Annotated in this window: 27 protein-coding genes; 10 read left to right on the plus strand and 17 right to left on the minus strand. The window is 74.2% G+C overall.

Features of this window, described 5'->3' with window-relative positions:
- Window positions 1-16: 16 nt before the first annotated feature.
- From HNR21_RS29410 to HNR21_RS29440, 7 genes are all read right to left on the minus strand, one after another.
- A complete protein-coding gene (locus HNR21_RS29410; RefSeq protein ID WP_281402068.1) occupies window positions 17-910 on the minus strand; it encodes an amidohydrolase family protein in 894 nt (297 codons plus the stop codon).
- Window positions 907-1,830, minus strand: coding sequence for an SDR family NAD(P)-dependent oxidoreductase (locus tag HNR21_RS29415; RefSeq protein ID WP_182707726.1), 924 nt, complete (start codon window positions 1,828-1,830; stop codon window positions 907-909). The genes HNR21_RS29410 and HNR21_RS29415 overlap by 4 nt, the downstream gene beginning before the upstream one ends.
- Window positions 1,831-2,063: 233 nt before the next feature.
- The gene (locus HNR21_RS29420) at window positions 2,064-3,098 is read right to left on the minus strand and encodes a branched-chain amino acid ABC transporter permease (RefSeq protein ID WP_182707727.1); all 1,035 of its coding nucleotides are present in this window, start codon (window positions 3,096-3,098) and stop codon (window positions 2,064-2,066) included.
- Complete coding sequence (locus HNR21_RS29425; protein WP_119729366.1) at window positions 3,095-3,958, minus strand: branched-chain amino acid ABC transporter permease; 864 nt, start codon at window positions 3,956-3,958, stop codon at window positions 3,095-3,097. The genes HNR21_RS29420 and HNR21_RS29425 overlap by 4 nt, the downstream gene beginning before the upstream one ends.
- Window positions 3,955-4,692 (minus strand): ABC transporter ATP-binding protein, encoded by a 738-nt coding sequence (locus tag HNR21_RS29430; protein ID WP_246442364.1) that lies wholly within the window; start codon window positions 4,690-4,692, stop codon window positions 3,955-3,957. Before HNR21_RS29430 ends, HNR21_RS29425 begins: the two co-directional genes overlap by 4 nt.
- Window positions 4,689-5,459 carry an ABC transporter ATP-binding protein gene (locus HNR21_RS29435; RefSeq protein WP_119729364.1) on the minus strand — a complete coding sequence of 257 codons (771 nt, stop codon included), beginning with the start codon at window positions 5,457-5,459 and terminating at the stop codon, window positions 4,689-4,691. The genes HNR21_RS29430 and HNR21_RS29435 overlap by 4 nt, the downstream gene beginning before the upstream one ends.
- A 5-nt stretch (window positions 5,460-5,464) precedes the next feature.
- Complete coding sequence (locus tag HNR21_RS29440) at window positions 5,465-6,646, minus strand: ABC transporter substrate-binding protein (protein WP_182707728.1); 1,182 nt, start codon at window positions 6,644-6,646, stop codon at window positions 5,465-5,467.
- Between the two features lie 212 nt (window positions 6,647-6,858).
- On the opposite strand from HNR21_RS29440, the gene HNR21_RS29445 reads away from it, so the two are divergent.
- The gene (locus HNR21_RS29445) at window positions 6,859-7,815 is read left to right on the plus strand and encodes a PaaX family transcriptional regulator (RefSeq protein WP_119731936.1); all 957 of its coding nucleotides are present in this window, start codon (window positions 6,859-6,861) and stop codon (window positions 7,813-7,815) included.
- Here the strand turns inward: HNR21_RS29445 and HNR21_RS36465 are convergent.
- On the minus strand, window positions 7,741-9,387 hold the full coding sequence (locus HNR21_RS36465) for an IclR family transcriptional regulator domain-containing protein (RefSeq protein WP_182707729.1): 1,647 nt from the start codon (window positions 9,385-9,387) through the stop codon (window positions 7,741-7,743). The two genes, HNR21_RS29445 and HNR21_RS36465, sit on opposite strands and share 75 nt — an antisense overlap.
- A gap of 263 nt (window positions 9,388-9,650) precedes the next feature.
- Here HNR21_RS36465 and pcaH point away from each other — a divergent pair, with 263 nt between their 5' ends.
- The 3 genes from pcaH to pcaDC are packed head-to-tail and all read left to right on the plus strand — an operon-like array spanning window position 9,651 to window position 12,029.
- Window positions 9,651-10,328, plus strand: coding sequence for a protocatechuate 3,4-dioxygenase subunit beta (pcaH, locus tag HNR21_RS29455; RefSeq protein ID WP_220501165.1), 678 nt, complete (start codon window positions 9,651-9,653; stop codon window positions 10,326-10,328).
- Window positions 10,328-10,888, plus strand: coding sequence for a protocatechuate 3,4-dioxygenase subunit alpha (pcaG, locus tag HNR21_RS29460; protein ID WP_182707731.1), 561 nt, complete (start codon window positions 10,328-10,330; stop codon window positions 10,886-10,888). The genes pcaH and pcaG overlap by 1 nt, the downstream gene beginning before the upstream one ends.
- The gene (gene pcaDC, locus HNR21_RS29465; protein WP_182707732.1) at window positions 10,875-12,029 is read left to right on the plus strand and encodes a bifunctional 3-oxoadipate enol-lactonase/4-carboxymuconolactone decarboxylase PcaDC; all 1,155 of its coding nucleotides are present in this window, start codon (window positions 10,875-10,877) and stop codon (window positions 12,027-12,029) included. The genes pcaG and pcaDC overlap by 14 nt, the downstream gene beginning before the upstream one ends.
- Window positions 12,030-12,059: 30 nt before the next feature.
- Here the strand turns inward: pcaDC and HNR21_RS29470 are convergent, their stop codons facing one another.
- The 5 genes from HNR21_RS29470 to HNR21_RS29490 form a co-directional block, all read right to left on the minus strand.
- Window positions 12,060-12,884: an IclR family transcriptional regulator gene (locus tag HNR21_RS29470; protein ID WP_119729358.1), complete on the minus strand. Its 825-nt coding sequence runs from the start codon at window positions 12,882-12,884 to the stop codon at window positions 12,060-12,062.
- A gap of 28 nt (window positions 12,885-12,912) precedes the next feature.
- Window positions 12,913-13,860, minus strand: a complete 948-nt coding sequence (locus HNR21_RS29475) for a PDR/VanB family oxidoreductase (protein WP_182707733.1) — start codon at window positions 13,858-13,860, stop codon at window positions 12,913-12,915.
- Window positions 13,850-14,011 (minus strand): hypothetical protein, encoded by a 162-nt coding sequence (locus HNR21_RS29480; RefSeq protein ID WP_182707734.1) that lies wholly within the window; start codon window positions 14,009-14,011, stop codon window positions 13,850-13,852. Before HNR21_RS29480 ends, HNR21_RS29475 begins: the two co-directional genes overlap by 11 nt.
- Window positions 14,008-15,036 carry an aromatic ring-hydroxylating dioxygenase subunit alpha gene (locus HNR21_RS29485; RefSeq protein WP_182707735.1) on the minus strand — a complete coding sequence of 343 codons (1,029 nt, stop codon included), beginning with the start codon at window positions 15,034-15,036 and terminating at the stop codon, window positions 14,008-14,010. Before HNR21_RS29485 ends, HNR21_RS29480 begins: the two co-directional genes overlap by 4 nt.
- Window positions 15,037-15,142: 106 nt before the next feature.
- Window positions 15,143-15,817, minus strand: a complete 675-nt coding sequence (locus HNR21_RS29490) for a peptidyl-tRNA hydrolase (protein ID WP_312881400.1) — start codon at window positions 15,815-15,817, stop codon at window positions 15,143-15,145.
- A gap of 184 nt (window positions 15,818-16,001) precedes the next feature.
- Here HNR21_RS29490 and HNR21_RS29495 point away from each other — a divergent pair, with 184 nt between their 5' ends.
- Window positions 16,002-17,078 (plus strand): Rv1352/Rv1906c domain-containing protein, encoded by a 1,077-nt coding sequence (locus tag HNR21_RS29495; protein WP_182707736.1) that lies wholly within the window; start codon window positions 16,002-16,004, stop codon window positions 17,076-17,078.
- Window positions 17,079-17,099: 21 nt separating this feature from the next.
- Here HNR21_RS29495 and HNR21_RS29500 read toward each other — a convergent pair whose 3' ends face one another.
- Together HNR21_RS29500 and glyA are read right to left on the minus strand one after the other, a co-directional pair.
- Window positions 17,100-17,708: an HAD family hydrolase gene (locus tag HNR21_RS29500; RefSeq protein ID WP_182707737.1), complete on the minus strand. Its 609-nt coding sequence runs from the start codon at window positions 17,706-17,708 to the stop codon at window positions 17,100-17,102.
- Window positions 17,709-17,718: 10 nt separating this feature from the next.
- The gene (glyA, locus tag HNR21_RS29505; protein ID WP_182707738.1) at window positions 17,719-19,056 is read right to left on the minus strand and encodes a serine hydroxymethyltransferase; all 1,338 of its coding nucleotides are present in this window, start codon (window positions 19,054-19,056) and stop codon (window positions 17,719-17,721) included.
- A 150-nt stretch (window positions 19,057-19,206) separates the two neighbouring features.
- Here glyA and HNR21_RS29510 point away from each other — a divergent pair, with 150 nt between their 5' ends.
- Genes HNR21_RS29510 through HNR21_RS29520 form a run of 3 tightly spaced genes read left to right on the plus strand, consistent with a single transcriptional unit; the run spans window position 19,207 to window position 20,585 of the window.
- Entirely contained in the window at window positions 19,207-19,551 is a 345-nt protein-coding gene (locus tag HNR21_RS29510; RefSeq protein ID WP_182707739.1) for a hypothetical protein, read from the plus strand.
- 30 nt (window positions 19,552-19,581) lie between these two features.
- A complete protein-coding gene (locus tag HNR21_RS29515; RefSeq protein ID WP_182707740.1) occupies window positions 19,582-19,884 on the plus strand; it encodes a hypothetical protein in 303 nt (100 codons plus the stop codon).
- Window positions 19,885-19,925: 41 nt separating this feature from the next.
- A complete protein-coding gene (locus HNR21_RS29520; protein WP_182707741.1) occupies window positions 19,926-20,585 on the plus strand; it encodes a TetR/AcrR family transcriptional regulator in 660 nt (219 codons plus the stop codon).
- 138 nt (window positions 20,586-20,723) lie between these two features.
- On the opposite strand, the gene HNR21_RS29525 is transcribed toward HNR21_RS29520, so the two are convergent.
- Together HNR21_RS29525 and HNR21_RS29530 are read right to left on the minus strand one after the other, a co-directional pair.
- Entirely contained in the window at window positions 20,724-21,023 is a 300-nt protein-coding gene (locus HNR21_RS29525) for a Dabb family protein (RefSeq protein ID WP_119731933.1), read from the minus strand.
- A 38-nt stretch (window positions 21,024-21,061) separates the two neighbouring features.
- Entirely contained in the window at window positions 21,062-21,514 is a 453-nt protein-coding gene (locus HNR21_RS29530) for a flavodoxin family protein (RefSeq protein WP_119729351.1), read from the minus strand.
- Between the two features lie 161 nt (window positions 21,515-21,675).
- Here HNR21_RS29530 and HNR21_RS29535 point away from each other — a divergent pair, with 161 nt between their 5' ends.
- Both HNR21_RS29535 and nfi read left to right on the plus strand, forming a co-directional pair.
- The gene (locus HNR21_RS29535; protein WP_182707742.1) at window positions 21,676-22,866 is read left to right on the plus strand and encodes a serine hydrolase domain-containing protein; all 1,191 of its coding nucleotides are present in this window, start codon (window positions 21,676-21,678) and stop codon (window positions 22,864-22,866) included.
- Window positions 22,867-22,892: 26 nt separating this feature from the next.
- Window positions 22,893-23,579 carry a deoxyribonuclease V gene (nfi, locus tag HNR21_RS29540; RefSeq protein WP_119729349.1) on the plus strand — a complete coding sequence of 229 codons (687 nt, stop codon included), beginning with the start codon at window positions 22,893-22,895 and terminating at the stop codon, window positions 23,577-23,579.
- Window positions 23,580-23,706: the final 127 nt, after the last annotated feature.

A 23,706-nucleotide genomic window follows, 5' to 3' on the forward strand; every position in this document is an offset into this window, starting at 1 on the left:
ACGCTCCTTCGCGGTGTCAGTCCTTGGTCAGGCCGAGCAGCCGGGCGGCGTTGTCCTTGAGGATCTTGGGCCGGACCTCCGGCCTGATCTCGAGCCGTTCGAAGTCGGCCAGCCAGCGGTCCGGGGTGATGACCGGGTAGTCCGAGCCGAACAGCACCTTGTCCTTGAGCAGGCTGTTGGCGTACCGGACGAGCTGCGGCGGGAAGTACTTGGGCGACCAGCCCGACAGGTCGATGTGGACGTACGGCTTGTGGGTGGCGACGGCCAGCGCCTCGTCCTGCCAGGGGAACGACGGGTGCGCCAGGATGATCCGCAGCTCGGGGAAGTCGACGGCCACGTCGTCGACCAGCATCGGGTTGGAGTACTTCAGCCGGATGCCCCCGCCGCCGGGCACGCCCGCGCCGATGCCGGTCTGCCCGGTGTGGAACAGCGCGATCGCGCCCAGCTCCTCGATCGCCTCGTACAGCGGGTAGGCCATCGGGTCGTCGGGCGCGAAGCCCTGGATGCTGGGGTGGAACTTGAACCCCTTCACCCCGTACCGCTCGACCAGCCGCCGGGCCTCCCGCACGCCCGCCTTGCCCTTCCAGGGGTCGACGCTGGCGAACGGGATCAGCACGTCGGCGTGCTCGGCGCAGCTCTCGGCGACCTCCTCGTTGGAGATCCGCGGCCATCCGGTGGCGTGCTCGGCGTCCACGGTGAACACCACCGCCGCCATCTTCCGCTCGCGGTAGTAGGCGGCCATCTCGGCGATGGTGGGCTGCCGGTGCCCGTGCGCCTTGAAGTACTCCTCCGACGCGCCGAACAGCTCCGGGCTCAGCGACCCGTGCCCGTCCTTGCTGATCTCGGCGTGGGTGTGCACGTCGATCGCGGTCAGCTCGTCCACGTTCATGGCGGTGCTCATCGCGGTCATGCCTCCGGGATGACGGGTGCGGGGATGCCGACGGTCTGCGGGGTCCGGCCCACCGACGTGGCCCACACGGCCGCGATGGACTCGGGGGTCCAGCCGCCGTCGGCGTAGGCGACCGCCACCTCCTCGGGGTGCGACCACAGGGAGAGCCGGTCGCCGCCGATCCCGATGCACTGGCCGGTGACGTCGCGGGCGGCGTCCGACACCAGGAACGGCACCAGCGCCGCGCAGTCCTCGGGCGTGCCGAACCCCTCCCCCTTGCGCAGGAAGTCCGGGAACGGCTCGCCGCGCCGGGCGGCCTCCACGAACGGGGCGAACGCGGGGATGGTCTCGGTCATCGCGGTGGCGGCGACCGGGATGACCGCGTTGACGGTGACGCCCGCCTTGGCCAGCTCCATCGACCAGGTGCGGACCATGGCGGCGATGCCGGCCTTGGCGGCGGCGTAGTTGGTCTGGCCGAAGTTGCCGCGCTGCCCGGCCGGCGAGCCGACCATGACCAGCGAGCCGCCGTCGCCCTGCTCGCGCATCCGGCGGGCGGCGGCGCGGGCGCAGGTGAACGTGCCGCGCAGGTGGACGCCGACGACCGCGTCGAAGTCCTCGTCGGTCATCTTCCACAGCACCCGGTCGCGCAGGATGCCGGCGTTGGTGACCATGGCGTCCAGTCGCCCGTACTCGGCGACCGCCCGGTCCACCAGCCGGTCGGCGACCTCGGCGGACCCGACCGGCGCGACCTCGGCGACGGCCGTTCCGCCCGCCTCGGTGATCGTCTTGACGGCCGCGTCGGCGGCGTCGGCGTCCACGTCGTTGACGACGACACGGGCTCCGCAGCGGGCGAGGGCGGCGGCGTAGGCCAGGCCGAGCCCTCGCCCGGCACCGGTCACGACGGCGACCTTGCCGGTGAGGTCGACGGCAGTGGAGGTCATGGATGCTGTTCCCTTTCGTGCGGGGTCGGTTGCGCCGGGCCGGGCCGGTCGCGGAGAAGGGACCCGGCCGGTAGGTCACGAAGCGGCCGTCGCCGAGACCGGTCCCGGCGGCCCGGGGATTCATCGCCGCCGGGAGGTGGTACTGCCCCGGCGTCCGGTGGTGATGCGGTGCTCGAGAGTGCGCAGCGCGGTGACGGTCTCGGCGGCGTTGAACGTGCAGCGGCCGGGGCGGATCAGGCCGAGGTGGGTGTCAGGTCGGGTTTCTTGGCTCCGTCGGATACGGGGCCGTCACCGGAGGGACGGGCGGGTCCGCGCCGTTCCCACCAGCCGGTGACGGTGGGGACCAGGCCGCGCGGCATGAACAGCACGACGAGCACCAGCAGCAGCCCGTACACCGCGTACGACAGCACGGTCGGGGCGGCGGCCGGCATGCCCTCCATGGTCCCGATGTTGTTGAGCAACTGGAGCAGCAGCGTGATCACGGTGGCTCCGGCCAGCGCGCCGTAGATGGTGCCCGCGCCGCCGACCACGACCATCACGATGTACTCGAACGACAGCAGCACCGGGAACGAGCTGGGCGCGACATAGCCGAAGTAGAAGGCGTAGACGCCGCCCGCCAGCCCGGCGAACCCGGCCGACAGGCTGAACACCGCCAGCTTGTAGGCGGCGACCGGCACGCCCGAGGACTCGGCGGCGACCTCGCTGGTGGCCAGGGCGCGCAGGCCCCGTCCGGGCCGGGACGCCACGATGTTGCGGGTGATCAGCACGATCAGGCCCAGCGCCGCCAGCGCCAGATAGGCGTACGCCCTGTCGTCGGCGAACTCGTACCCGGCGATCCGCAGCCGCGGCACGCCCTGCAGGCCGATGTCGCCGCCGGTCCACTCCTGCTGGCCGACCAGGTTGAGCAGGATGAGCTGGATCGCCAGGGTGGCGAAGGCGAGCTGGTGGCCGCGCAGCCGCAGCAGCGGCACGCCGATCACCGCGGCGACCGCGGCGGCGACCAGCGGCGAGGCCGCCAGCCCCAGCCAGGTCGGCAGCTCCTCCAGGGAGATCAGCGCGGCGGTGTAACCGCCGATCATGAAGAACGCGGCCTGGCCGAGCGACACCTGCCCGGCGTAGCCCATCAGCATCGACAGCCCGGTCACCACGCAGGCCGCCAGCACCAGCACGATGTAGACCGGCAGCTGGGTCTGCGACAGCAGCAGCGGGGCCAGCAGCGCCGCCGCGCACACCGCGACGGCGACCGCCGGCCGGGACAACGACTTCATCGGGCGGTCTCCTCCTGCAGTGCGGTGCGGCGCGAGGACTGCCAGATCATGATCACCAGCATCAGCGCCAGCGCCACCACGGTCTGGTAGCTCGCCTCGTGGTAGCCGGCCACCATGGTCTCGGCGACGCCCAGGGTGAGCGCGCCGATCAGCGCCAGGCCGGGCCGGTTGAGGGAGCCGAGCACCGCCGCGGCGAACCCGTTGGTGATCAGCAGCACGTCGCTGTTGTAGGAGATCGGCATCATCGGGGTGAGCAGCACGCCGGCCGCGCCGCCCAGCATCCCGCCGAGCGCGAAGGCGACCAGACCCATCCGGGTGACGTCGATGCCGACCGCGCGGGCCGCGTACGGGTTGGCGGCGCACGCCGACAGCGCCTTGCCCAGGTAGGTGCGGGTGAAGAAGGCCAGCAGCGCGGCGAACACCGCCGCGGTCACGCCGATCACCAGGAACGACTGCTTCTGCACGAACGCCCCGGCGATCTCCACGTTGCCGCGCAGCCCCGGGTGGGAGCGGGGGTTGTCGCCCCAGATCATGATCTCCACCGCGTAGGCCACGAAGCCCAGGCCGAGGGTGGCGATCAGCGCGGACTGGGCGCTGGTGCCGGGCTTGCCGGTGGCGATCAGCCCGACCAGCAGCCCGGTCGCCCCGGCCACCGCCACGGCGGCGACCTCGGCCGCCCCGTGCGGCAGCCCGGCGGACAGCAACGAGCCCGCGGTCAGCCCGGCGACCACGGCGAACATGCCCTGGGCGAAGTTGACCACGTGGGTCACCCGGTGGATGGTGACCAGCCCGCTGGCCAGCAGCGCGAAGCCGCAGCCGACGGCCAGCCCGGAGATCAGGTACTGCAGGAAGTCGCTCATGGGCGTGCCTCCTTCGTCGCCGTGGCGCCGCCGGCGGGTCCGCCGAGGTAGGCGGCGGCGACCTCCTCGCTGGCGGCCAGTTCGGCGGCGGTGCCGTGGGCGCGGATCCGTCCCGCCTCCAGGACGTAGCCGCGGCCGCACAGGTCCAGGGCGAGCCGGGCGTTCTGCTCGATGAGCAGCACCGCCAGGCCGCGTTCGGCGTTGAGGGCGCGCAGGTGCTCGGCCAGCCCGGCGGTGATCCTGGGGGCCAGGCCCAGCGACAGCTCGTCCACGACGATCACGTCGGGGTCGGCCATCAGGGCGCGGCCGAACGCCACCATCTGCTGCTGGCCGCCGGACAGGGTGCCGGCCCGCTGGTCGCGGACGCGGGTCAGCTCGGGCAGCACCTCGTACACCCGGGAGGTGTCGCGGGCGCCGGGGACGCGGCGCCGCCGCCACGCGCCCAGCCTGAGGTTGTCGTCGACGGTCAGGTCCGCGAACATCTGCCGGCCCTCGGGCACCAGCGCCGCCCGCCCGGACACCCGCACCCGCCCCGACGCCGGGCGGACGATCCCCATCACCGCGTTGACCAGCGAGGACTTGCCCGCGCCGTTGGGGCCGATGAGGGCGACCAGCTCCCCGGCGCCGACGGTGAGGTCGACGTGGTCCAGGGCGGTGGCGGTGCCGTACCGGACGACGAGGTCGCTCACCTCGATGACGGGGCCGCTCATGACACGCGCCTCCGGCTCGCTCATGACACCGTCCCCCCGAGGTAGGCGGTCAGCACTGCGTCGTCGCGGCGGATCTCGTCGGGGGTGCCCTCGGCGATGTGCCGGCCGAGGTCCAGCACGCTGACCCGGTCGGCGAGCCGGGCGACGAACGCCACGTCGTGCTCGATGAGCATGGTGGTCAGGCCCTCCTCGCGGAGGCTCTCGACGAGCTGGGCGAGCGCCTCGCGTTCGGCGGCGCGCAGCCCGGAGGCGGGCTCGTCCAGCAGCAGCAGCCGGGGCCTGGCGCACAGCGCGCGGGCCACCTGCAGGGAGCGCTGCTGGCCGAGCGGGAGCACGTCGGCGGCCCGGTGCGCCCAGTCGCGCAGCCCGACCCGGTCGAGGGCGGCCAGCGCGTCGGCCCTGATCCGGGCCTCCTCGCCGCGGTGGCGGGGCAGCCTCAGGGCGGCGGACAGGAAGCCGTGCCGGGTGCGGGCGTGCGCGCCGACCATCACGTTCTCCAGCGCGGTCATCCCGCCGAACAGCCGGGCGCCCTGGAAGACGATCGCGATGCCCAGGCGGGCCCGGGCGTGCGGGGTGAGCCGGTCGATGCGCCGCCGCTCCCCGGCCGGGCCGTAGGACACCGTGCCCGAGTCGGGGAGCAGATGCCCGCTGATCAGGTTGAACAGGGTGGACTTGCCCGCGCCGTTGGGGCCGATCACGGCGCGGGTCTCGCCCTCGGCGACGGTCAGGCTGACGTCGCGGACGGCGTACACGCCGCCGAACGCCCGGCTGACCGAGTCGATCTGGAGCATCGGGCTCACCCGGCCGCCCGGGCGGTCTCGGCGAGCCGCTGCCTGGACCAGTCGGTGGGCACCAGCTTGCCGCTGCGCACCCGGTTCATGGAGATGTCGGTGGGGCGCAGGCCGGAGTGGTCGGTGGGGCTGTAGGCGTACTTGCCGGCCGGGGTGACCAGCGTCATGTTCTCCAGCGCGTCGCGGATCTTCTCCCGGTCGGTGCCGGCCTTCTCGATCGCGGCGGCCAGCAGCTTGACGCCGGAGTAGCCGTCCTGGGCGAACTGCGGCGGCTCGTAGCCGTACTTTTGCCGGAACGGGTCGGCCATCTCCTTGATGGCGTTCTTGAGCGCGCCGTCCGGCAGGTACTCGCCGACCACGCCGATCGCGCTCTGCACGTAGACGCCCTCGGCGGCCGGGCCGACCGGGTCCAGCCACAGCTTGCTGGCCTGCGAGCCGGTCATGTAGAGCGGCAGCTTCAGTCCGGAGGTGGGGTACTGCTTGGCCAGGGTGACGCCGGGGGCGCCGCTGGCCCAGGCCATGAGGGCCTGCGCGTCGCTGTTGCGGACGTGGGTGAAGATCGGGCTGAAGTCCGAGGCGGTGGTCTCGTACGGCTCCTCGCGGACGATCTGCACGCCGTATTTGGGGGCCAGCTTCTTCATGCCGTTGAACCCGGCCACCGAGTAGGCGCTCTTGGTGTCGTAGGCGACGGCCACCTTGGTGATCTTGTTGGCCTGCCAGTACTGCAGCATCGCCTCGGCGTAGGTGGACGACAGCGCCGGGACGACGAAGGTGTACTTGCGGATCGGGTTCACCTGCGCGTCGGCGGGGGCCAGCGAGATGTAGGGGATGCGCTCGCGCTCGGCCAGCGGCTCCACGGCCAGGCCCACGTTGGAGAACGTGGAGCCGATGATCGCGGTGACCTTCTCGGCCTTGAGCTTGTTGAAGTGCAGCACCCCCTGGTCGGGGGCGGTCCTGTCGTCGAGGGTGATCAGCTCGATCTTGCGGCCCTTGATGCCGCCCTTGGCGTTGATCTGCTCGACGGCCAGGTCGACGGTCTTCTTGGCCTCGCCGCCGAGCGGGGCGTAGTTGCCGGTCAGCGACTCGATGAAACCGATCTTGATGGTGTCGCCTGCGGATCCGCCGGAGCCGCCGCAGCCGGCCAGCGCCAGCACGGCGGCGGTGAGGAACGGGACGAGTCTGCGCACAGGAGACCTCCTGGGGGTGTGCGTGCTCCTGCCCGGGCCGACCGGGCCCGGGCGTGGGGTGGTGCACCGCCCCGGGGCCGGTTGGGGGGTAAGCTGAACTTAGGCAGATACATCACGACGGTCAATAGTCTGCCGAATATTGACCGTGACCACTCCGGGACTCTCGAGGGACCCGCCGTCCGCCGAGCCGACAGATGGGAGCCGAACGGGTGATGGACGCTTTCGCCACCGACAGCCGGCCGCCCGCGCCCGAGGGCGCCGCCGCAGCCGACGGCCCGTCGCCGCGGCTACGGCCACAATCACTGATGCTCACGTTCCTGGGCAACTACGTGCTGCGCCGGGACATCGCGGTCTCCTCGGGCAGCTTCATCGAGATCTTCGCCCGGCTCGGGGTGGGCGAGCACGCCATCCGCTCCACGCTCAGCCGGATGGTGGCCCGCGACCTGCTGTCCCGGCACCGGCAGGGCCGCCGGATGCACTTCGGGCTGACCGCCCGGTCGGCGCGCATCCTCACCGACGGCGAACGGCGGGTGTGGCGGCGCAGCGTGATCAACGCCGGCTGGGACGGCCGCTGGACGGTGCTGGCGTTCTCCATGCCGGAGTCCTGGCAGAGCCGCCGGCACGACCTGCGGTCCGCGCTGACCTGGGCCGGGTTCGGGTCGATCGGGAACGGGCTGTGGATCGCCCCGCGCCGGGTGGCGGTCGGCCCGGTGATCGAGGGACTGGGGCTGCGCGACCACGTCAAGGTGTTCACCGGGCGGGCCGAGGAGCCGACCGACGTGGCGGCGATGATCCGCGACGCGTTCGACCTGGACGCGCTGGCCTCCGGATACCGGGCGTTCCTGGAGCGCTGGGACCGGCCCGACCCGATCCCCGACGCCCCCGACGACCTGGCCCGCTACCTGTGGATGACCACCGAGTGGCTGCAACTGGTCCGGGTGGACCCCGGGCTGCCGGTGGAGCACCTGCCCGCGGACTGGCCGGGGGTGCGCGCCCAGCAGCGGGTGCACGAGCTGCGGGAACGCTACGAGGAGCCGGCGCGGCGGCTGGCCGACGAGGCGATCGAGTGCATCCCGGTGCCCCCGGTGCGGATCTCAGCCGACGGGGACGCGGACGAACCGGCCCGCGACATGGAGGTCGCGCTCAATGGCGACCGCGGCCTCCCGTAGCGGCGGCAGCACCGCCGCCAGGGCCTCCTCGGCGGAGCGGCGGCCGGCGTGGGAGGAGACGTTGACGGCGGCGACGACCCGCCCGTCCCGGTCCCGCACCGGCACCGCGATGGACCGCAGGCCCTCCTCCAGCTCCTCCTCCACCAGGGCGTAACCGTCATGGGCGATCCGGTCCAGCAGGGCGGCGAGGCGTTCCGGCGAGGTGACGGTGCGCCGGGTCAGCGGCCGCAGCTCGGCCCGCGCCAGGCGCCCGGCGCGTTCGGGCTCCGGCAGCCCGGCCAGCAGCGCCCGTCCCATCGAGGTCGCGTACGCGGGGAACCGGGTGCCCACCGTGATCTCCACGCTCATGATCCGCACGGTGGGCACGCGGGCGACGTACCGGATGTCGTCGCCGTCCAGCACCGCCATCGACGCCGAGTCGCGCACCCGGTCGACCAGCCGGGCCAGGTGCGGCCGGGCGATCCGGGGCAGGGTGAGCCCGTTCAGCGGGGCGAACCCCAGGTCCAGCACCCGCGGGGCGGGCCGGAACCGGCCGTCCCGCACGGTCACGTAGCCCAGGTGCGCCAGGGTGAGCAGACAGCGCCGCACGGTGGCCCGGGGCAGCCCGGTGGCCTGTGCCAGGACGGCCAGCGTCGGCTCGGGCCGGTGCCCGTCGAACGCGGCCAGCACGCCGAGCCCCCGGGCCAGGGACTGCAGGAACTCCGGCCCCAGCGCCAGCTTGGACTCCCGCGCCCGCTCGGCGGTCCCGGTCGGCTCCCGTTCCGCGCCGCCGGACCGGGCCTCGTCCTCGGCCCAGATCCGTTCCATCTCGGCGACCGTCTCGCGCAGCCTGGGCAGCATGGCGTCCCGCAGCGACCCGGCGGTGTGCCGGCTGGTGTGGCTGACCACGCTGACCGCGCACGCCCGCCCGGCCGGGCCGCGGACCGGCAGCGCGAGCGCCACCAGCCCCGGCTCGATCAGCTGGTCGTCCAGCGCCCACCCGGTCCGGCGGGCGGCGGCGACCCGTTCGGTGAACGACGCGGCGGCGCCGGCCGCACCCGGCGGCGCCACCGGGAAGCCGCGCAGGTCCGGGTCGGCGGCCCGGCGCTCCCGCCAGCGGGCCCAGTCGGCCTCGGTCCAGTCGACGGCCAGCAGCGCGCCCATCGCCCCGCACTCGGCGGGCAGCAGGTCGCCGACGCCGAAGGCCACCGACATCGCCCGCCGCCGGGGGGCCTGGTGGACGAAGCGGGCGCCGTCGCCGTCGGGCACCGCGATCGACACCGACTCGTCCAGCGCGTCGGCCAGCCGGTCGGCCGCCGGGCCGAGCAGCGCGGGCAGCCGGGACGCGGCCAGGTAGGCGTTGCCGAGCTCCATCACCGGCGGCGCGAGCACCGCGTCCCGGCCGTCGATCCGCACGTACTCCAGCCGTTCCAGGGTGCTGAGCACCCGGTCGACGGTGGAGCGGGCCAGACCGGTGTCGCGCACCAGGTCGCCCGCGCTGCGCCGGCCGCCGGCCGCGGTCACCGCGCGCAGCACCGCCAGCCCGCGCACCAGCGGGCCCACCGCCTCCGCCGCGGGATCGCTCACCGGCATGTCCGCTCCAGGTCTTCCATTGCGTGCAAGCCCGCATTGACAGCGGGCGGACGGGTGATGACACTCGTGACCACGATAATGAACTCTAGTTCACCAGGCGAACATAGTAGGCCGAAATCACGGGACCGGGTGACGCAGCCGAGCGCTCCGGGCCGCATGAAGGGAGCCCCCCGTTGACCCCGCCCACCCAGAAGGAGATCAGCGCGGAGATCGCCGAGCTCCGGGACGCCTACGCCAAGGCGGTCGCGGACGGCGCCCCGCGCATGGACCACCCCCACCGCGACTACCCGCCGTACCGCAGCAGCGTGCTGCGCCATCCCAAGCGGCCGCTGGTGACGGTGCACGACCCGGAGGCGGTGGAGCTGACCGGGCCGGTGTTCGGCGTCACCGACGTGACCGAGCTGGACCGCGACCTGACCCGCCAGCACACCGGGGAGCCGCTGGGCGAGCGGATCGTGGTCACCGGCCGGGTGCTGGACCGCGACGGCCGCCCGGTGCGCGGGCAGCTGGTGGAGATCTGGCAGGCCAACGCCGCCGGCCGGTACGTCCACCAGCGCGACCAGCACCCCGCCCCGCTGGACCCCAACTTCACCGGGGTGGGCCGCTGCCTGACCGACGACGACGGCCGCTACACGTTCACCACGATCAAGCCGGGCCCCTACCCGTGGCGCAACCACGACAACGCCTGGCGGCCCGCGCACATCCACTTCTCGCTGTTCGGGACCGCCTTCACCCAGCGGCTGGTCACCCAGATGTACTTCCCGGGCGACCCGCTGTTCCGCTACGACCCGATCATGCAGTCGGTGACCGACGACGCCGCCCGGCAGCGGATGGTCGCCGCCTACGACCACGACCTGTCCACGCCGGAGTGGGCACTGGGCTACCGGTGGGACATCGTGCTGGACGGGCCCGCCGCCACCTGGTTCGAGGAGGGCCGCTGATGCTCGCGCCCACGCCGTCGCAGACCGTCGGGCCGTTCTACGGGTACGCGCTGCCGTTCGCCAAGGGCGGCGAGCTCGCCCCGCCCGGCGACCCGCGCACCATCACGCTGCACGGATACGTGCTCGACGGGGCCGGGCAGCCGATCCCCGACGCGCTGCTGGAGTTCTGGCAGGCCGCCCCGGACGGCTCGCGGACCGGCGCGCCCGGCTCGCTGCGCCGCGACCCCACGACCGGCGCGGTCATCGGCCGGGACGGGGTCGCCTTCACCGGGTTCGGGCGGGTGCCGACCGACGCGGACGGGCACTACGCGCTGCGGACCCTGCCGCCGGGCGGCTCGCCGTACATCTCGGTGTGCGTGTTCGCCCGCGGCCTGCTGCACCACCTGTTCACCCGGGCGTACCTGGCCGAGCCGGACGCCGATCCGCTGCTGGACTCCCTGGAGCCGCGCGACCGCGACACCCTGATCGCCATCCCCGAACGGGACGGCGTGTACCGGTTCGACATCCGCCTGCAGGGCGACGAGAACAACGAGGAGACGGTCTTCCTTGCCTTCGACTGACACCGGCGTGCTCCACCACCGCGTCGACGGGGCGGGCGCGCCCCTGCTGCTCGGGCCCTCGCTGGGCACGTCGCTCCAGGTGTGGGCGCCGCAGGTGCCCGCCCTGGCCCGCACCCACCGGGTGATCCGCTGGGACCTGCCCGGGCACGGCGGCTCCCCGGCCTCGCTGCTGCCGGACGAGCCCACGATCGCGGACCTGGGGCGGCTGGTGCTGGAACTGGCCGACGCGCTGGGCGCCGACCGGTTCGCCTACGCCGGGATCTCCATCGGCGGGGCCGTCGGGGCCTGGCTGGCGGTGCACCACCCGGACCGGATCGCCTCGCTGGCGATCGTGTGCTCGGCGGCGAGGTTCGGCGAGCCGGAGGGCTGGCACGAGCGGGCCGCGCTGGTGCGCGCCAAGGGCACCGAACCGCTGGTCGAGGGTGCGGCGGGCCGCTGGTTCACCCCCGGCTTCGCCGCCTCCCCCGCGGCCGCCGGGCTGCTGGAGGATCTGCGGAACGCCGCCCCGGAGGGCTACGCGGCCTGCTGCGAGGCGCTGGCGGGCTACGACCTGCGGGACGCGCTGCCGCGGATCACCGCCCCGACCCTGGTGATCGCCGGGCGCGACGACCCGGCCACCCCGCCCGCGCTGGCGCGGGCGATGGCCGACGCGATCCCCGGCGCGGGCCTGGTGGAGGTCGCCGGGGCCGCGCACCTGGCCGGGGTGGAGAAGCCGGGGCCGGTCACCGCCGCGCTGGTCGACCACCTGTCGGCGGGGACCGACGACGGGTCGCGGCACGCCGCCGGCATGGCGGTGCGGCGGGCGGTGCTCGGCGACGCGCACGTGGACCGCGCCGTCGCCAGGACCAGCGAGTTCACCGCGCCGTTCCAGGACCTGATCACCCGGTACGCGTGGGGCGAGATCTGGACCCGGCCCGGCCTGGACCGCAGGACCCGGAGCTGCGTCACGCTCACCGCGCTCGTCGCCCGCGGGCACCTGGAGGAGCTGGCCATGCACGTGCGGGCGGCGCTGCGCAACGGCCTGTCCCCCGAGGAGATCGGCGAGGTGCTGCTGCAGTCCGCGATCTACTGCGGCGTCCCGGCGGCCAACTCCGCGTTCGCCGTCGCCGACCGGGTCCTGCGGGAGGAACTCGGAGACTGACCTGTTCCCCGGCCGTCTCCTCGGGACGGGTCAGCGGCCCGTGGGAGCGGGGCTGCTCTCCCGGGCCGCCGACGCCGGGGGCCGCCGCGCGCTCGGAGCGCCCAGGGCACGGGAGATGCCCCGGGCCCCGGCGCGCACGACCGGCACGAGGGTGCGCGGGTCGTAGGCGTCGGCGGGCACGACGATGGACAGCGCCGCCACCACCGAGTCGTCCGGCCCGTGCACCGGCGCGGCCACCGACAGCGCGAACAGCTCCACCTGCCCGTCGCTGATCGCCACCCCGGTGCGGCGCACCTCGGCCAGGATCCGGCGCAACTGGTGCCCCGAGCAGATCGTCTTGGGCGTGAACCGGCGCAGCGGCCCGGCGATGGCGCGTTCCTGCAGCTCGGGGTCGGCGTGCGCGAGCAGCGCCAGGCCGACCCCGGTGGCGTGCGCGGGGAACCGGCCGCCGACCCGGGTGAACACGTGCACCGCGTCCCGGCCCGACAGCCGTTCCAGATAGATGACCTCCAGCCCGTCCAGCACGGCGAGCTGCACGTTCTGGTGGGTGGCCTCGTAGAGGTCCTCCATGAACGGCAGCGCCGCCTCCCGCAGGCCCGGCCCGCGCGGGGCCAGCGAGGCGACCTCCCACAGCCGCAGCCCGATCCGGTACGCGCCGCCGTCCCCGCGTTCCAGCGCGCCCCAGGCGACCAGCTCGCCCACCAGCCGGTGCGCGGTCGCCAGGGGCAGCCCGGTCCGGCGGCAGATCTCGGTCAGGGTGAGCGCCGGGCGCTCGGGCGTGAACGCCTCGAGGATGCCCAGCACCCGGCGGGTCACCGGAGGCCGGGTCCCCGTCCGCCGGCCCGGCTGTGTCATCGCGGCCACCGTTCCATCCAACCCCGGTTCACAGGTCCAGCACCAACCGGGGCGACCGGGCGCGCGACACGCAGATCATCATGAACTCGCAGGTCCGGCGTTCCTCCTCGGACAGGATCGAGTCCCGGTGGTCGGGAACGCCGTCCAGCACCCCGGTCTCGCAGGTGCCGCAGGTGCCCTCCCGGCAGGACGACAGGACCTGTACCCCGGCGGCCTCGACGGTCTCCAGGATCGACCTCCCGGCGGGCACGGTGAGGGTCGTGCCGGTGACGGCCAGCTCCACCTCGAACTCCTCGTCCGGCCCCTCGACGGCGCGGGGGACGAACCGTTCGACGTGCAGCACGTCCGGGGCGCAGCGTTCCTCCACCGCGGCCAGCAGGGGCTCGGGGCCGCAGCAGTAGACCGGCGTGCCGTCCGGCAGGTCGCGCAGCAGACCGTCCAGGTCGAGCAGCCCGGTCTCGTCCTGGGGCCGGACGTCGACCCGCTCGCCGGCCGGCGCGGCCAGCGCGGCCAGTTCGTCCAGGAACGCCATGGTCGCCCGGCGGCGTCCGCCGTAGACCAGCCGCCAGTCCGCCCCGGCGGCCTGCGCGGCCCGCACCATCGGCAGGATCGGGGTGATGCCGATGCCGCCCGCGACGAACAGGTAGCGCGGGGACGGCACCAGCGGGAAGTTGTTGCGCGGGCCGCGGACTTCCAGCTTGGTGCCGGGCACGAGGTGGTCGTGGACGTGGGCGGAGCCGCCCCGCCCGTCCGGCTCGCGCAGCACCGCCACCCGCCAGGCGGACGTGTCGGCCGGATCGCCGCACAGCGAGTACTGGCGCACCAGGTCCTCGCCGAGCAGCAGGTCGATGTGCGCGCCGGGCGACCAGGCCGGGAGCGGCCCGCCGTCGGCGGCGCGCAGCGTCAGCGCGACGACGCCCTCGGCGACCCGCTCCCGATGGTCGACCACGACCTCGATCGGCGGTTCAGTGCTCATGGCCCGCCCGGTGCCCGGGATGGTCGGGGTGGGACAGCAGCCAGCGCCAGATCTCGGCGGGATCGGTGGCCCGCCCCTCGGCGCCGCAGTGGCAGACGCCGACCAGCAGGTCCGAGCCCGGCTCCCACACCACCTGGAACCGCCTGCTCACGACGACGCCTCGGCCATCCGCGCGAGCAGGCGGCGGGCCGCCAGTCCGCCGGTGTCGATGTTGATGCTCAGCTCCTGGTAGCCCTCCGGCTCACCGGCGATCACCTGCTCCAGCAGGTTGAGCGCCGCCACGTCCTGCAGGATCACGGTCCGGTTGCTCTCGGCCAGGAACCGGGAGACCTCCTCGTCCTCCAGCGCGAAGTCCCGGGAGACCATCCAGAAGTCGTGGGTGGTCGTCTCGGTCTCCGGGGTGATCGCGTACACGATCTCGGCGTGGCAGGCCGCGGAGTCGTCGCCGTCCGGCCCCGGCTCCACCCCGGCCGGGGCGATCCGGGAGTGCAGCAGGTACAGGCACGGCGGGTGGTACTCGATGTCCTGCCAGCGGTCGATGCGGCCGGTGATGCCGGTGGAGCGGGCGTAGAACGGCGGGCACTCGGCGTCCTTCATCCGCCGGCTGACGTAGACGATCCCGGCGTCCTCGTCGACCTCGGTGGTGATGGGCGTCTCGGCGACCTCGGGCGTGCCGATGTAGCCGGCGTGCAGGTAGGTCTCGTGGGACAGGTCGAGCAGGTTGTCGACCAGCAGCTCGTACCGGGCGGCCAGCGGTTCCATCCCGCGCACCGTCACGTAGTCCGGCGACCCCAGCCACGGGGCACGCGGGATCCTCGCCGGGTCGGCCTTGCCGGCGTCCCCGATCCACACCCACACCAGCGTGTCCTGCTCCACCACCGGGTAGGCGGGGACGCGGGCGGTCCGGGGGATGCGCCTCTGGCCGGGAACGGCGACGCACGTCCCGTCAGGGTCGTAGGTGAAGCCGTGGTAGCCGCAGACGATCCGGTCGCCGTCCCGGTTGCTGGCCGACAGCGGGAAGCGCCGGTGCACGCAGCGGTCGGCCAGCGCGACGGGCCGTCCGGCGGAGGTCCGGTAGAAGACGATCGGCTCCCCGCAGATCGTCCGGGCGAGCAGCTCGTCACCGACCTCCTCGGAGTGGGCGGCGACGTACCACTGGTTGCGCACGAAGGGCATGGCTCACAGCTCCTGCCTCGCAGGGGAACGGGGGATGTGAGCCGACTGTCGCCCACCGGCCGTGACGCCCGCCACAGCGGTTCCGTCTGACGGAAGGACCGCCGGTCTACCGGGCGTTGACCAGCCAGGCCAGCGCCGTCATCGTCCCCGGCGGGACCTCGGTGAAGCCGCCGTCGCGGACCACCGCCGTGGCGTACCGCAGGCACTCCTTCCACGGCGTGTCCGCGACCAGGTGGGCGGGCGCCCCCGCCGCCACCCACGCGGCGACGTCCGGGGCGCGGCCGTTGCGCAGCAGCAACTGGGCGGCGTGCCCGGCCTGCGCCGCCGACTTGCCGGTGCTCATCGTCACGTCCGGGTTGAGGACCAGCGCCGCGTACGGGGCCGGGGGCGGCGGCTTGGGCTCCTCCCGCGCCAGGTCCAGCCCGGCGACCTGCATCTTCGCCAGCGGCGGCGGCACCTGGTCGACCGGCCCGGGAACGAACGCGCGGACCTGCGCGCCGGCGTGGTCGACGGTCACGCCCGCCAGCCCGGCCGCCTCACGCCAGCGGACGCCGCGCCCCCGCCTGGTCACCTTCCGGATCCGCCCGGACTCCCAGCGGTGCACCCGGGCGTGCCACTCCCCCTCCGGGTCCGTGGTCCGGGGGTCGGTGAGCAGGCGGACGACCGCCGTCGCGGCGGCCTCGCAGACCGCGGCGTGCGCGGGCGGTGACGCCTTCTCCACCCGCACGGCGAGCTGCATCGCCCACGGCGGATCGTCGAACGGATCGGTGTCGCTCCCCACGATCACGAGTATTCCACCGCACACTGTGGATCTGACCCGACTTCTCCGGCCTGGAAATGGGTACGGCAACTATCGACCCCCTTGGGACGTCGGGGTCTAAGAGGGTTCATAGCGGGACACGCGGTGCCGGCGGTCTCCATGGCGCCCGGGGTGACACCGCGCGAGAACTGGTCGGAGGTCGCCGGTGACCAGTCCGGGCAACACCATCCCCAGTGCCGGCACGTTCTTCGTGGGCATCGACATCGAGCCGGGCCGCTACCGCTGCGAGGACGGCAGGGGCGGCTGGTGGGTCCGGTTCACCGGTCCCGGCGGCGGCGAGCCGGTGGGGTCCTGGCCGCTGCCCGACGGGCCGACCGAGGTGGAGATCGAGCCCACCGACTTCGCGTTCGAGACCCGGACCCGCACGAGCTGGCGGATGGTGGAGCCCGCCGCCGCGCCGGGGCGGCGGCGCGCCGAGCCCAGCCCGGTCGCCGACCCCACGCTGCGCGCCGAGCTCGACCGGATCGTGGCCCGCCACCGGCTCCCGGTGCGGCTGACCCCGGCGCTGGCGGTGCTGGTGTGCGTGCTGGGGGTGCCGGCGTTCGGCCCGGCCTGGCTGATGTTCACCGCCCCGGTCGGGCTGACCGCCGCGTTCGGCGCGCAACTGTCCGACGACCTGCGGCGCGCCCGTGCGCTGGGCCGCCGCCGCGACCGCTACCTGCTGCCGGAGGACTTCGACGAGGAGGCCCGGGCGCTGCTGGTGCGGGCGCAGGAGGCGGTCCGCGCGGTGCTGGGCTCGGCGGTCCACCGCGAGGGCCTGCTCGACAGCGCCGACAACGCCCTCACCCTCCCCCAGCAGGAGTGGGAGATCGCCCAGGTGCTGGCCCGCCAGTCGAGCCTGCGCCGCCGGGAACGCCGGTTCGCCGAGTCCTCCGACGTCACCGTCCCCGAGGTCGCCGCCGTCCTCGGCGGCCAGCACAGGAAGCTGGCCGCCTCGGTGCGGGCCGTGACCCGCCGCATCGAGGCCCTGGAACACTACGCCGACCGCGTCCGCGCCGCCGACCGGGCCCTGCACGCCCACCGCCGGCTGCGCACCCTGACCTCGGCCGCGCACGAGTACGACGACCTGCTCGCCGCCACCGTCCGCGACGACCTGGCCCTCCCCGCCATCGAACGCCTCACCGACCAGAGCGAGTCCCTCCTCCACCGCCTCCGCGCCCACCTGTCCGAGGCGGCGGATCCCCACGATGACACGCCCGCGGACGACCGCGACCCCGGCTGACCCCGGTGGGGCGGGCCGGGGTCAGGAGAAGTGCGCGGCGATGGCCTGGCGGGTCTGGGACGGGGAGGTGAAGAGCTCGGCGGTCATGCCGGTGCGGCGGGCGGCCAGGACGTTCTCCTCGCGGTCGTCGAAGAACAGCACCTGCGAGGTGGGCACGCCGAGCTGGGCGGCGCAGATCTCGTAGGCGCGGGGGTCGGGCTTGGCCACGCCGATGCGGCAGGAGTAGGTGAGGGCGTCGAAGCGGCCCAGCCAGCGGCCGTGGCGCTTCTCCATCAGCGGGACCAGGTCGCTGATGATGTTGGACAGCAGGCCGAGGCGGTGGCCCCGGTCGGCCAGCTCGCCGACCAGGGCGACCATCTCGTCGTCGGCCCTGGTCCAGCTCTCCAGGTCGGCGTCGGCGAGCGCGGCCACGTCCTCGAAGACGGTGTCCAGCCTGGCGGAGACGGCCTGCCAGTACTCGGTGGTCGGCTGGCCGGCGTCGTAGGCGGGGCGCAGCGCCCAGTAGGCCTCCCAGAACTCCCGGGCGCGCCCGTCCGCGACGCCCGCCAGCCGTTCGATGGCGCGCTTGGACTCCTCGGACTGGTCGCGGGCCAGCACTCCGTACAGGTCGAAAACGATCGCCTCGGGCATGCCGTTCACCCTATGCGGACCGGGCCTCCTCCCTGATCCGCCGGACGGCCTTGCGCACGGTCCGCGGGTCGGCGTCGCGCAGCAGCAGGTCCGCCATCAGCGCCGCGACCTGGCGGAGTTCGGCGTCGCCCAGGCCGCGGCGGACCACCTCCTGGGTGCCGATCCGCAGGCCGCGGTCGGGTTCGCCGGGGGCCTGCCAGGGCAGCCCGATGGCGCTGAGGTAGACGCCGGCCTCGGCGAGCCGGGCCATCGCCGCGCGACCGCCGCCGAGGGCCGCCGCGTCGACCGCCACATGGTGCGAGTCGGTGAAGCCCCGGTCCGCGCCCGCGACGGCGAAGCCCTCCTCGTGCAGCGCGGCGGCCAGCGTCCGGGCGGCGGCGATGCACCTGTCGGCGTACGCGCCGCCGTCGCCCATGATCTCGGCGGCGGTGACGGCGAGCGGGGCCAGCCGCCCGGCGTCGTAGTTGGCGGTCAGGCCGGGGAACACCGCCGTCGAGGTCCGTTCCGCCAGCTCGGGATCGTCGGTGGCGATCACCCCTCCGGGCGGCCCGCCGAACGACTTGTAGGTGGAGAACGTGAGCAGGTCGGCGCCCTCGGCCAGCGGGCGCTGAAACCTCCCGGCGGCGACCAGCCCCGCCATGTGCGAGGCGTCGTACAGCAGATGCGCCCCCGCCGCCGAGGTCGCCTCCCGGATCGCCGCGACCCGGTGCGGGAACAGCAGCAGGCTCGCGCCGATCACCACCAGCCGGGGCCGTTCGCGCTCCAGGAACCCCGGCAGCGCCGCCAGATCCACGTCGTAGGCGTCCACGTCGTACGGCAGGTCCACCACGCGCAGGCCGCGCACGCCCGGCACGCCCACGGCGTGGTGGCTGGTGTGGCCGCCGGCGCGTTCCGGGAGCACCGCGATGGTGTCTCCGGGACTGGTCAGCGCCGTGTAGACCGCCAGGTTGGCCATGGTGGCGCTGTGGCTGCGGACCTCGGCGAAACGCGCCCCGACCAGCCGGGCGACCAGGGCGGGCGTGAGCACCTCCAGCCGGTCGAGGTGGTCGAGCCCCGACTGGTACTTGTCCCCCGGCCAGCCCATGCTGGGCCGCCCGCTCACCGTGGCCCCGGCCGCCCGCCGGGCGGCCTCGCTCATCACGTTGGTCCCGGCGTACAGGACGATGCCCTGGTCGTCGAACTGCCGGGCGTGCTCGTCCAGCGCCTCCCGGACGGCCTGCGCGACGCGGCCGGGCGAGGGGTCGCGCCAGAGCCCGGCGAGGCCGGCGGCCACCTCCGTGATGCGGGCGCGGGCGTCCGGCGAGGCCCACGGGGCGATGTGTGGGACCGTTCCATCCTGCTGTTCCATACCGCCGAACGGTAGGGAACGCCATGCACCGGACGCCAGGGACATTGTTGCCAATTCCGGGCCGCCGCCCCCGCGTCCGGTATTTCGGTCGACCGCCGCGGAGGGCGTCGTTACGGTGGCACACCGAGCGCTCTTCGAAGGAAGGCAGCCATGGACATCACCGCCGAGACCGCCGCCGACCTCCTGGCGCGGCTGTGCGCCGAGGGGCACGGCCTGCCCGCCCGCCGCGACGGCACGGTGGTCGACCTGGGCGGCTCGGGCCTGCGGATCGCGGTGGACGCCCCCGACCTCCAGGAGAACGGGCTGGTCGCCCAGGTGCCCATCGGCGTCGGGCACCCCCGCTGGGGCGAGGTCTTCGCCTGGGACCAGGCGGTGGGCATCGGCGGGCAGGACCGCCACCCGGTCGCCGACGCGCTGGACGGGTGGATGCACAACGTGCTGCCGGTGTTCGCCGCGATGGCCCTGCCCGGCGGCGACCTGGCCGAACGCGCGTGAACGACGCAGGTCTCCGACGGGACCCGCGTCATGGACGTCCACTACGGGCCGCTGTCGGTGCGGAACTTCGGCGGCCTGGACGAGGAGTTCCACCGGGCGGTGGCCGACCGGCCGCCGACGATGGCGGTGGTCGAGGAGCTGTTCACCGGGTACGCGCTGCCCGACCGGCCGATCTGGCTGTACACGTTCTGCGCGCGGACGCCCAGCGGCCCCATGACCGAGGTCACCCTGCTCAACGGCGACGCCGGGGAGAGCTTCGGGCACATCGCCGACCACCTGCCCTGGCGGGGCCACGGCTCGGTGAAGTCCTGGGCGCTCGCGGTGCCCCGCTGACGGCCCGGCCGGGCGGCCGGCCGGTGGCGCATACTGGGGAGGTGACGACCACAGGCACCGAGTCCGCCCGCGCCGACGGCGAAGGGCGCGGACGGCGGCGCGGCGGCAGGTCCGCGGCGCTGCCGTCCGAACGGCGCGAGCACCTGGTCCGGCTGGCCGCCGACCTGTTCGCCGAGAAGGGCTTCCAGGCGACCACGGTGCGCGACATCGCCCGCGAGGCGGGGATCCTGTCCGGGAGCCTGTACCACCACTTCGACTCCAAGGAGTCGATCGTCGACGAGGTGCTGTCCGGCTTCTTCGACGAGGTCCTGGCGGCCTACCGGGCGGCCGTGGACAGGGGCGGCGACCCGCGCGAGACCATCGCCGAACTGGTGCGCATCGCCTTCGGCACCCTCGAGCCGCACCGCGCGGCCATCACCGTCCTGCAGAACGACTGGGCCTACCTCAAGGGGATGCCCCGCTTCGCCTACCTGACCAGGGTGGAGCAGGACGTCGAGAAGATGTGGGTGGACACCCTCGAGCGCGGCCAGCGGTCCGGCGTCTTCCGCGCCGACATCGACGCCAGGCTCACCTACCGGATGATCCGCGACACCATCTGGGTCGCCGTCCGCTGGTACCGTCCGGGCGGCTCGCTGCGGCCACAGGCGCTGGCCGACCACTACCTCAAGGTCATGTTCGACGGGATCGTCACGCACTCCTGACAAGCAAGCGCTTGCCTGCCCCGCCGGATCGGAGTTAGGTTCGGGTCGCGGTCCGTGATCACGGACCGCCCGGCGGACGTCGCCCGCGGGGGTGGTTCGCGCCCCGCCTCCGCGGGCGGTCCGCCGCGTCCCGCCGGCTCACAGCTCGTACTGGACGGCCGCGCGGTCGGCCACGAGCGGGGTGATGACCTCCTCCACGACGGCCCGGTGGTCGGGATGGTCGCGGTAGGCCAGATAGCCCTCGCGGTCGTCGAAGTCGGCGACCACGGCGAAGTCGTAGCCGCCGGGGTTGACCTTGGCGTTGACGCCCAGGCTGTAGGACCGGATCTGCGGGATCTTGGCGGGCAGCTCCGAGAGCCGGGCGGCGACCTCCTCCTGCTGGAGGGTGGTCGTGCCCTCCGCCCAGCGGAACAGCACCACATGACGGAATCCACTCATCCCGTCACCGTAGTGGGTCCCGCCCGCCCCGGGCGGCGTCACCCGGCCAGTTCCGCGGCGGTGATCGCGCCCAGCTCCCAGCAGGCCTCCAGATCCGCCCTGGTGGGCTCGCCGGTCACCACCAGCGGGGGGCGCACGGGCCGCCAGGACAGCCCGGTGGTGATCGTCTCGATGGCCCGCAGCGCGCCGCTCGCGTCGCTCGCGCCGTGCAGGTACGCGGCGTACGGGCGGCGGACGGTGGCCTCCAGGCACGGGTAGTAGATCTGGTCGAAGAAGTGCTTGAGCGCGCCGGAGATGTAGCCGATGTTGACCGGCGTGCCGAGGATCAGCCCGTCGGCCTCCAGCACGTCCACGGCGCTCGCGGTCAGCGCCGGGCGCGCCACCACCTCGACGCCCTCGATCTCGTCGGTGCTCGCCCCGTCCCGTACCGCCTCGAACATCGCCTGCAGGTTCGGGGAGGCGGTGTGGTGCACGATCAGCAGGGTCCTCATCACCGTCGAGCCTAGCGGCGCGCGCCCCGCCCGCGGCCGGGGGTTGTGACCGGGGACCGAAACCGCGGGGGCAGGTCGGGGCGCCGCGCACATCGACCCCGGACGGCGACTAGAGCATGATTCGGTGAGACACCCCCGGACTCCCCCGGAAGGACCTCCGAGTGACGAGCGAGCAGAGCACGGTTCAGGGACACTGCGATCCGGCGTTCAAGGCGGTGCGGGAGACGTTCGAGGAGTCCTTCGCGCGCGGCCGGGAGCTGGGCGCGGGCGTGGCGGTGTACGCGGACGGCCGCCTGGTCGCCGAGCTGTGGGGCGGCGTGGCCGACCGCCGGACCGGGCGGCCCTGGCTGCGCGACACCCCGTGCGTGGCGTTCTCGTGCACCAAGGCGGTGACCGCGACGGCGGCGCTGCTGCTGGCCGAACGCGGGGCCTACGACCTGACCGGGCCGGTGACGGACTGGTGGCCGGAGTTCGGGACGCACGGCAAGGAGCGCACGACCGCCGAGCACCTGCTGACCCACCAGGCCGGGCTTGCGGCGTTCACCGAGCCGGTGACCGCCGAGGACGCCGCCGACCCCGCCGCGATGGCGGCGCTGCTGGCCGCGCAGGCGCCGCTGTGGACGCCGGGCGAGGGGCACGGCTACCACGCGGTGACGTTCGGCTGGCTGGCCGGGGAGATCGTGCGGCGGCACGCGGGCTGCACCGTCGGGGAGTTCGTCCGCCGTGAGTTCGCCGGGGACCTGGACCTGTGGATCGGCGCCCCGCCGGAGGTGATCGAACGGGCCGCGCGGCTGTCGGCCGACCGGCGTCCGCCGGGCCCGCAGGCCGGGACGTCCGCTCCGCGGCCCGCCGGGCGCGGCGCCGCGTCGGTGCGCATCGCCGAGGCCGCCGCCGACCCGGACGGCCTGATGGCCCGCGCGCTCAACAGCCCGCCGCCCGGCAAGGGCGGCTACAACAACCCGGTGGTGCTGGCGGGCGGCTGGCCGGGCGCGGGGATGGTGACGACCGCGTCCGCGCTGGCCGCGTTCTACCGCGACCTGGTCGGCGGGCGGATCCTGGCGCCCGGCACGCTGCGGGACGCGCTGCGCCGCCGGGTGAACGGCCCCGACAAGGTCATGGTCGTCGACACCTCGTTCGGGCTGGGCTACATGCGTCCGGCGATGGCGTTCTTCATGCCGGAGGCGGGCCGGGAGACGGCGTTCGGGCACAGCGGCGCGGGCGGCTCGATCGGGATGGGCGACGTCGAGGCGGGCATCGCGGTGGCCTACGTCCCCAACCTGCTGGCCGGCCAGCTCTCCGTCGATCTGCGCGCCTACCGGCTGGTGGAGGCGGTTTATTCGTCGCTGGGCTGACGGCCGGACCGGTAGCGTACGCGGCCGTGAAGGTGCGAACGCTGCATTCCTGGCCCGCGACGGCGGATGAGGCCGAGGCCGTCCAGGACCGGCTGCGCCCGTTGCTGGACCTGACCGGGTCCGGCCCGGCCGAGGTCGGGACGGTGGCCGGGCTGGACGTGTCGTACGAGGAGGGCACGGACCGGCTGGCCGCCGCCGTGGTGGTGCTGGACGCGGCGACGCTGCGGCCGGTCGAGGAGTCGGTGGTGATCGGGACGGCGGCGTTCCCGTACGTGCCGGGGCTGTTCGCGTTCCGCGAGCTGCCGACGCTGGTCGAGGCGCTGGAGCGGCTGACCACCGTCCCGGACCTGCTGGTGTGCGACGGCCACGGGCTGGCGCATCCGCGGCGGTTCGGGCTGGCCTGCCACCTCGGGGTGCTGACCGGGCTGCCGTCGCTGGGGGTCGGCAAGACCCGCCTGGTGGGCTCGTACGACCCGCCGGGCGAGCCGCGCGGCTCGATGTCCGACCTGGTCGACGCGGGCGAGGTCGTCGGGCGGGTGCTGCGCACGCAGGACGGGGTGCGCCCGGTGTTCGTGTCGGCGGGGCACCGGATCGACCTGGACACCGCCTGCCGGCACGTGCTGGCCCTGGCCCCCGACTACCGGCTGCCGGAGACCACCCGCCGCGCCGACCGGCTGAGCCGGCAGGCCCTCGCCGGGCCTCTTCCGGCATAGCCGCCGTCGGCCGCCGGACCGTGCAGATCGCCGGAACGGGTTCCCTCACTCAGTGGGACCGGCCGTTGTCCGCCCCGCCGGCGCGCGGCTAGCTTGACCGGCAATCGCACGGAGCGGGAGGAACGCC

Source organism: Thermomonospora cellulosilytica (genome assembly GCF_014138835.1).
GTDB lineage: Bacteria > Actinomycetota > Actinomycetes > Streptosporangiales > Streptosporangiaceae > Thermomonospora > Thermomonospora amylolytica.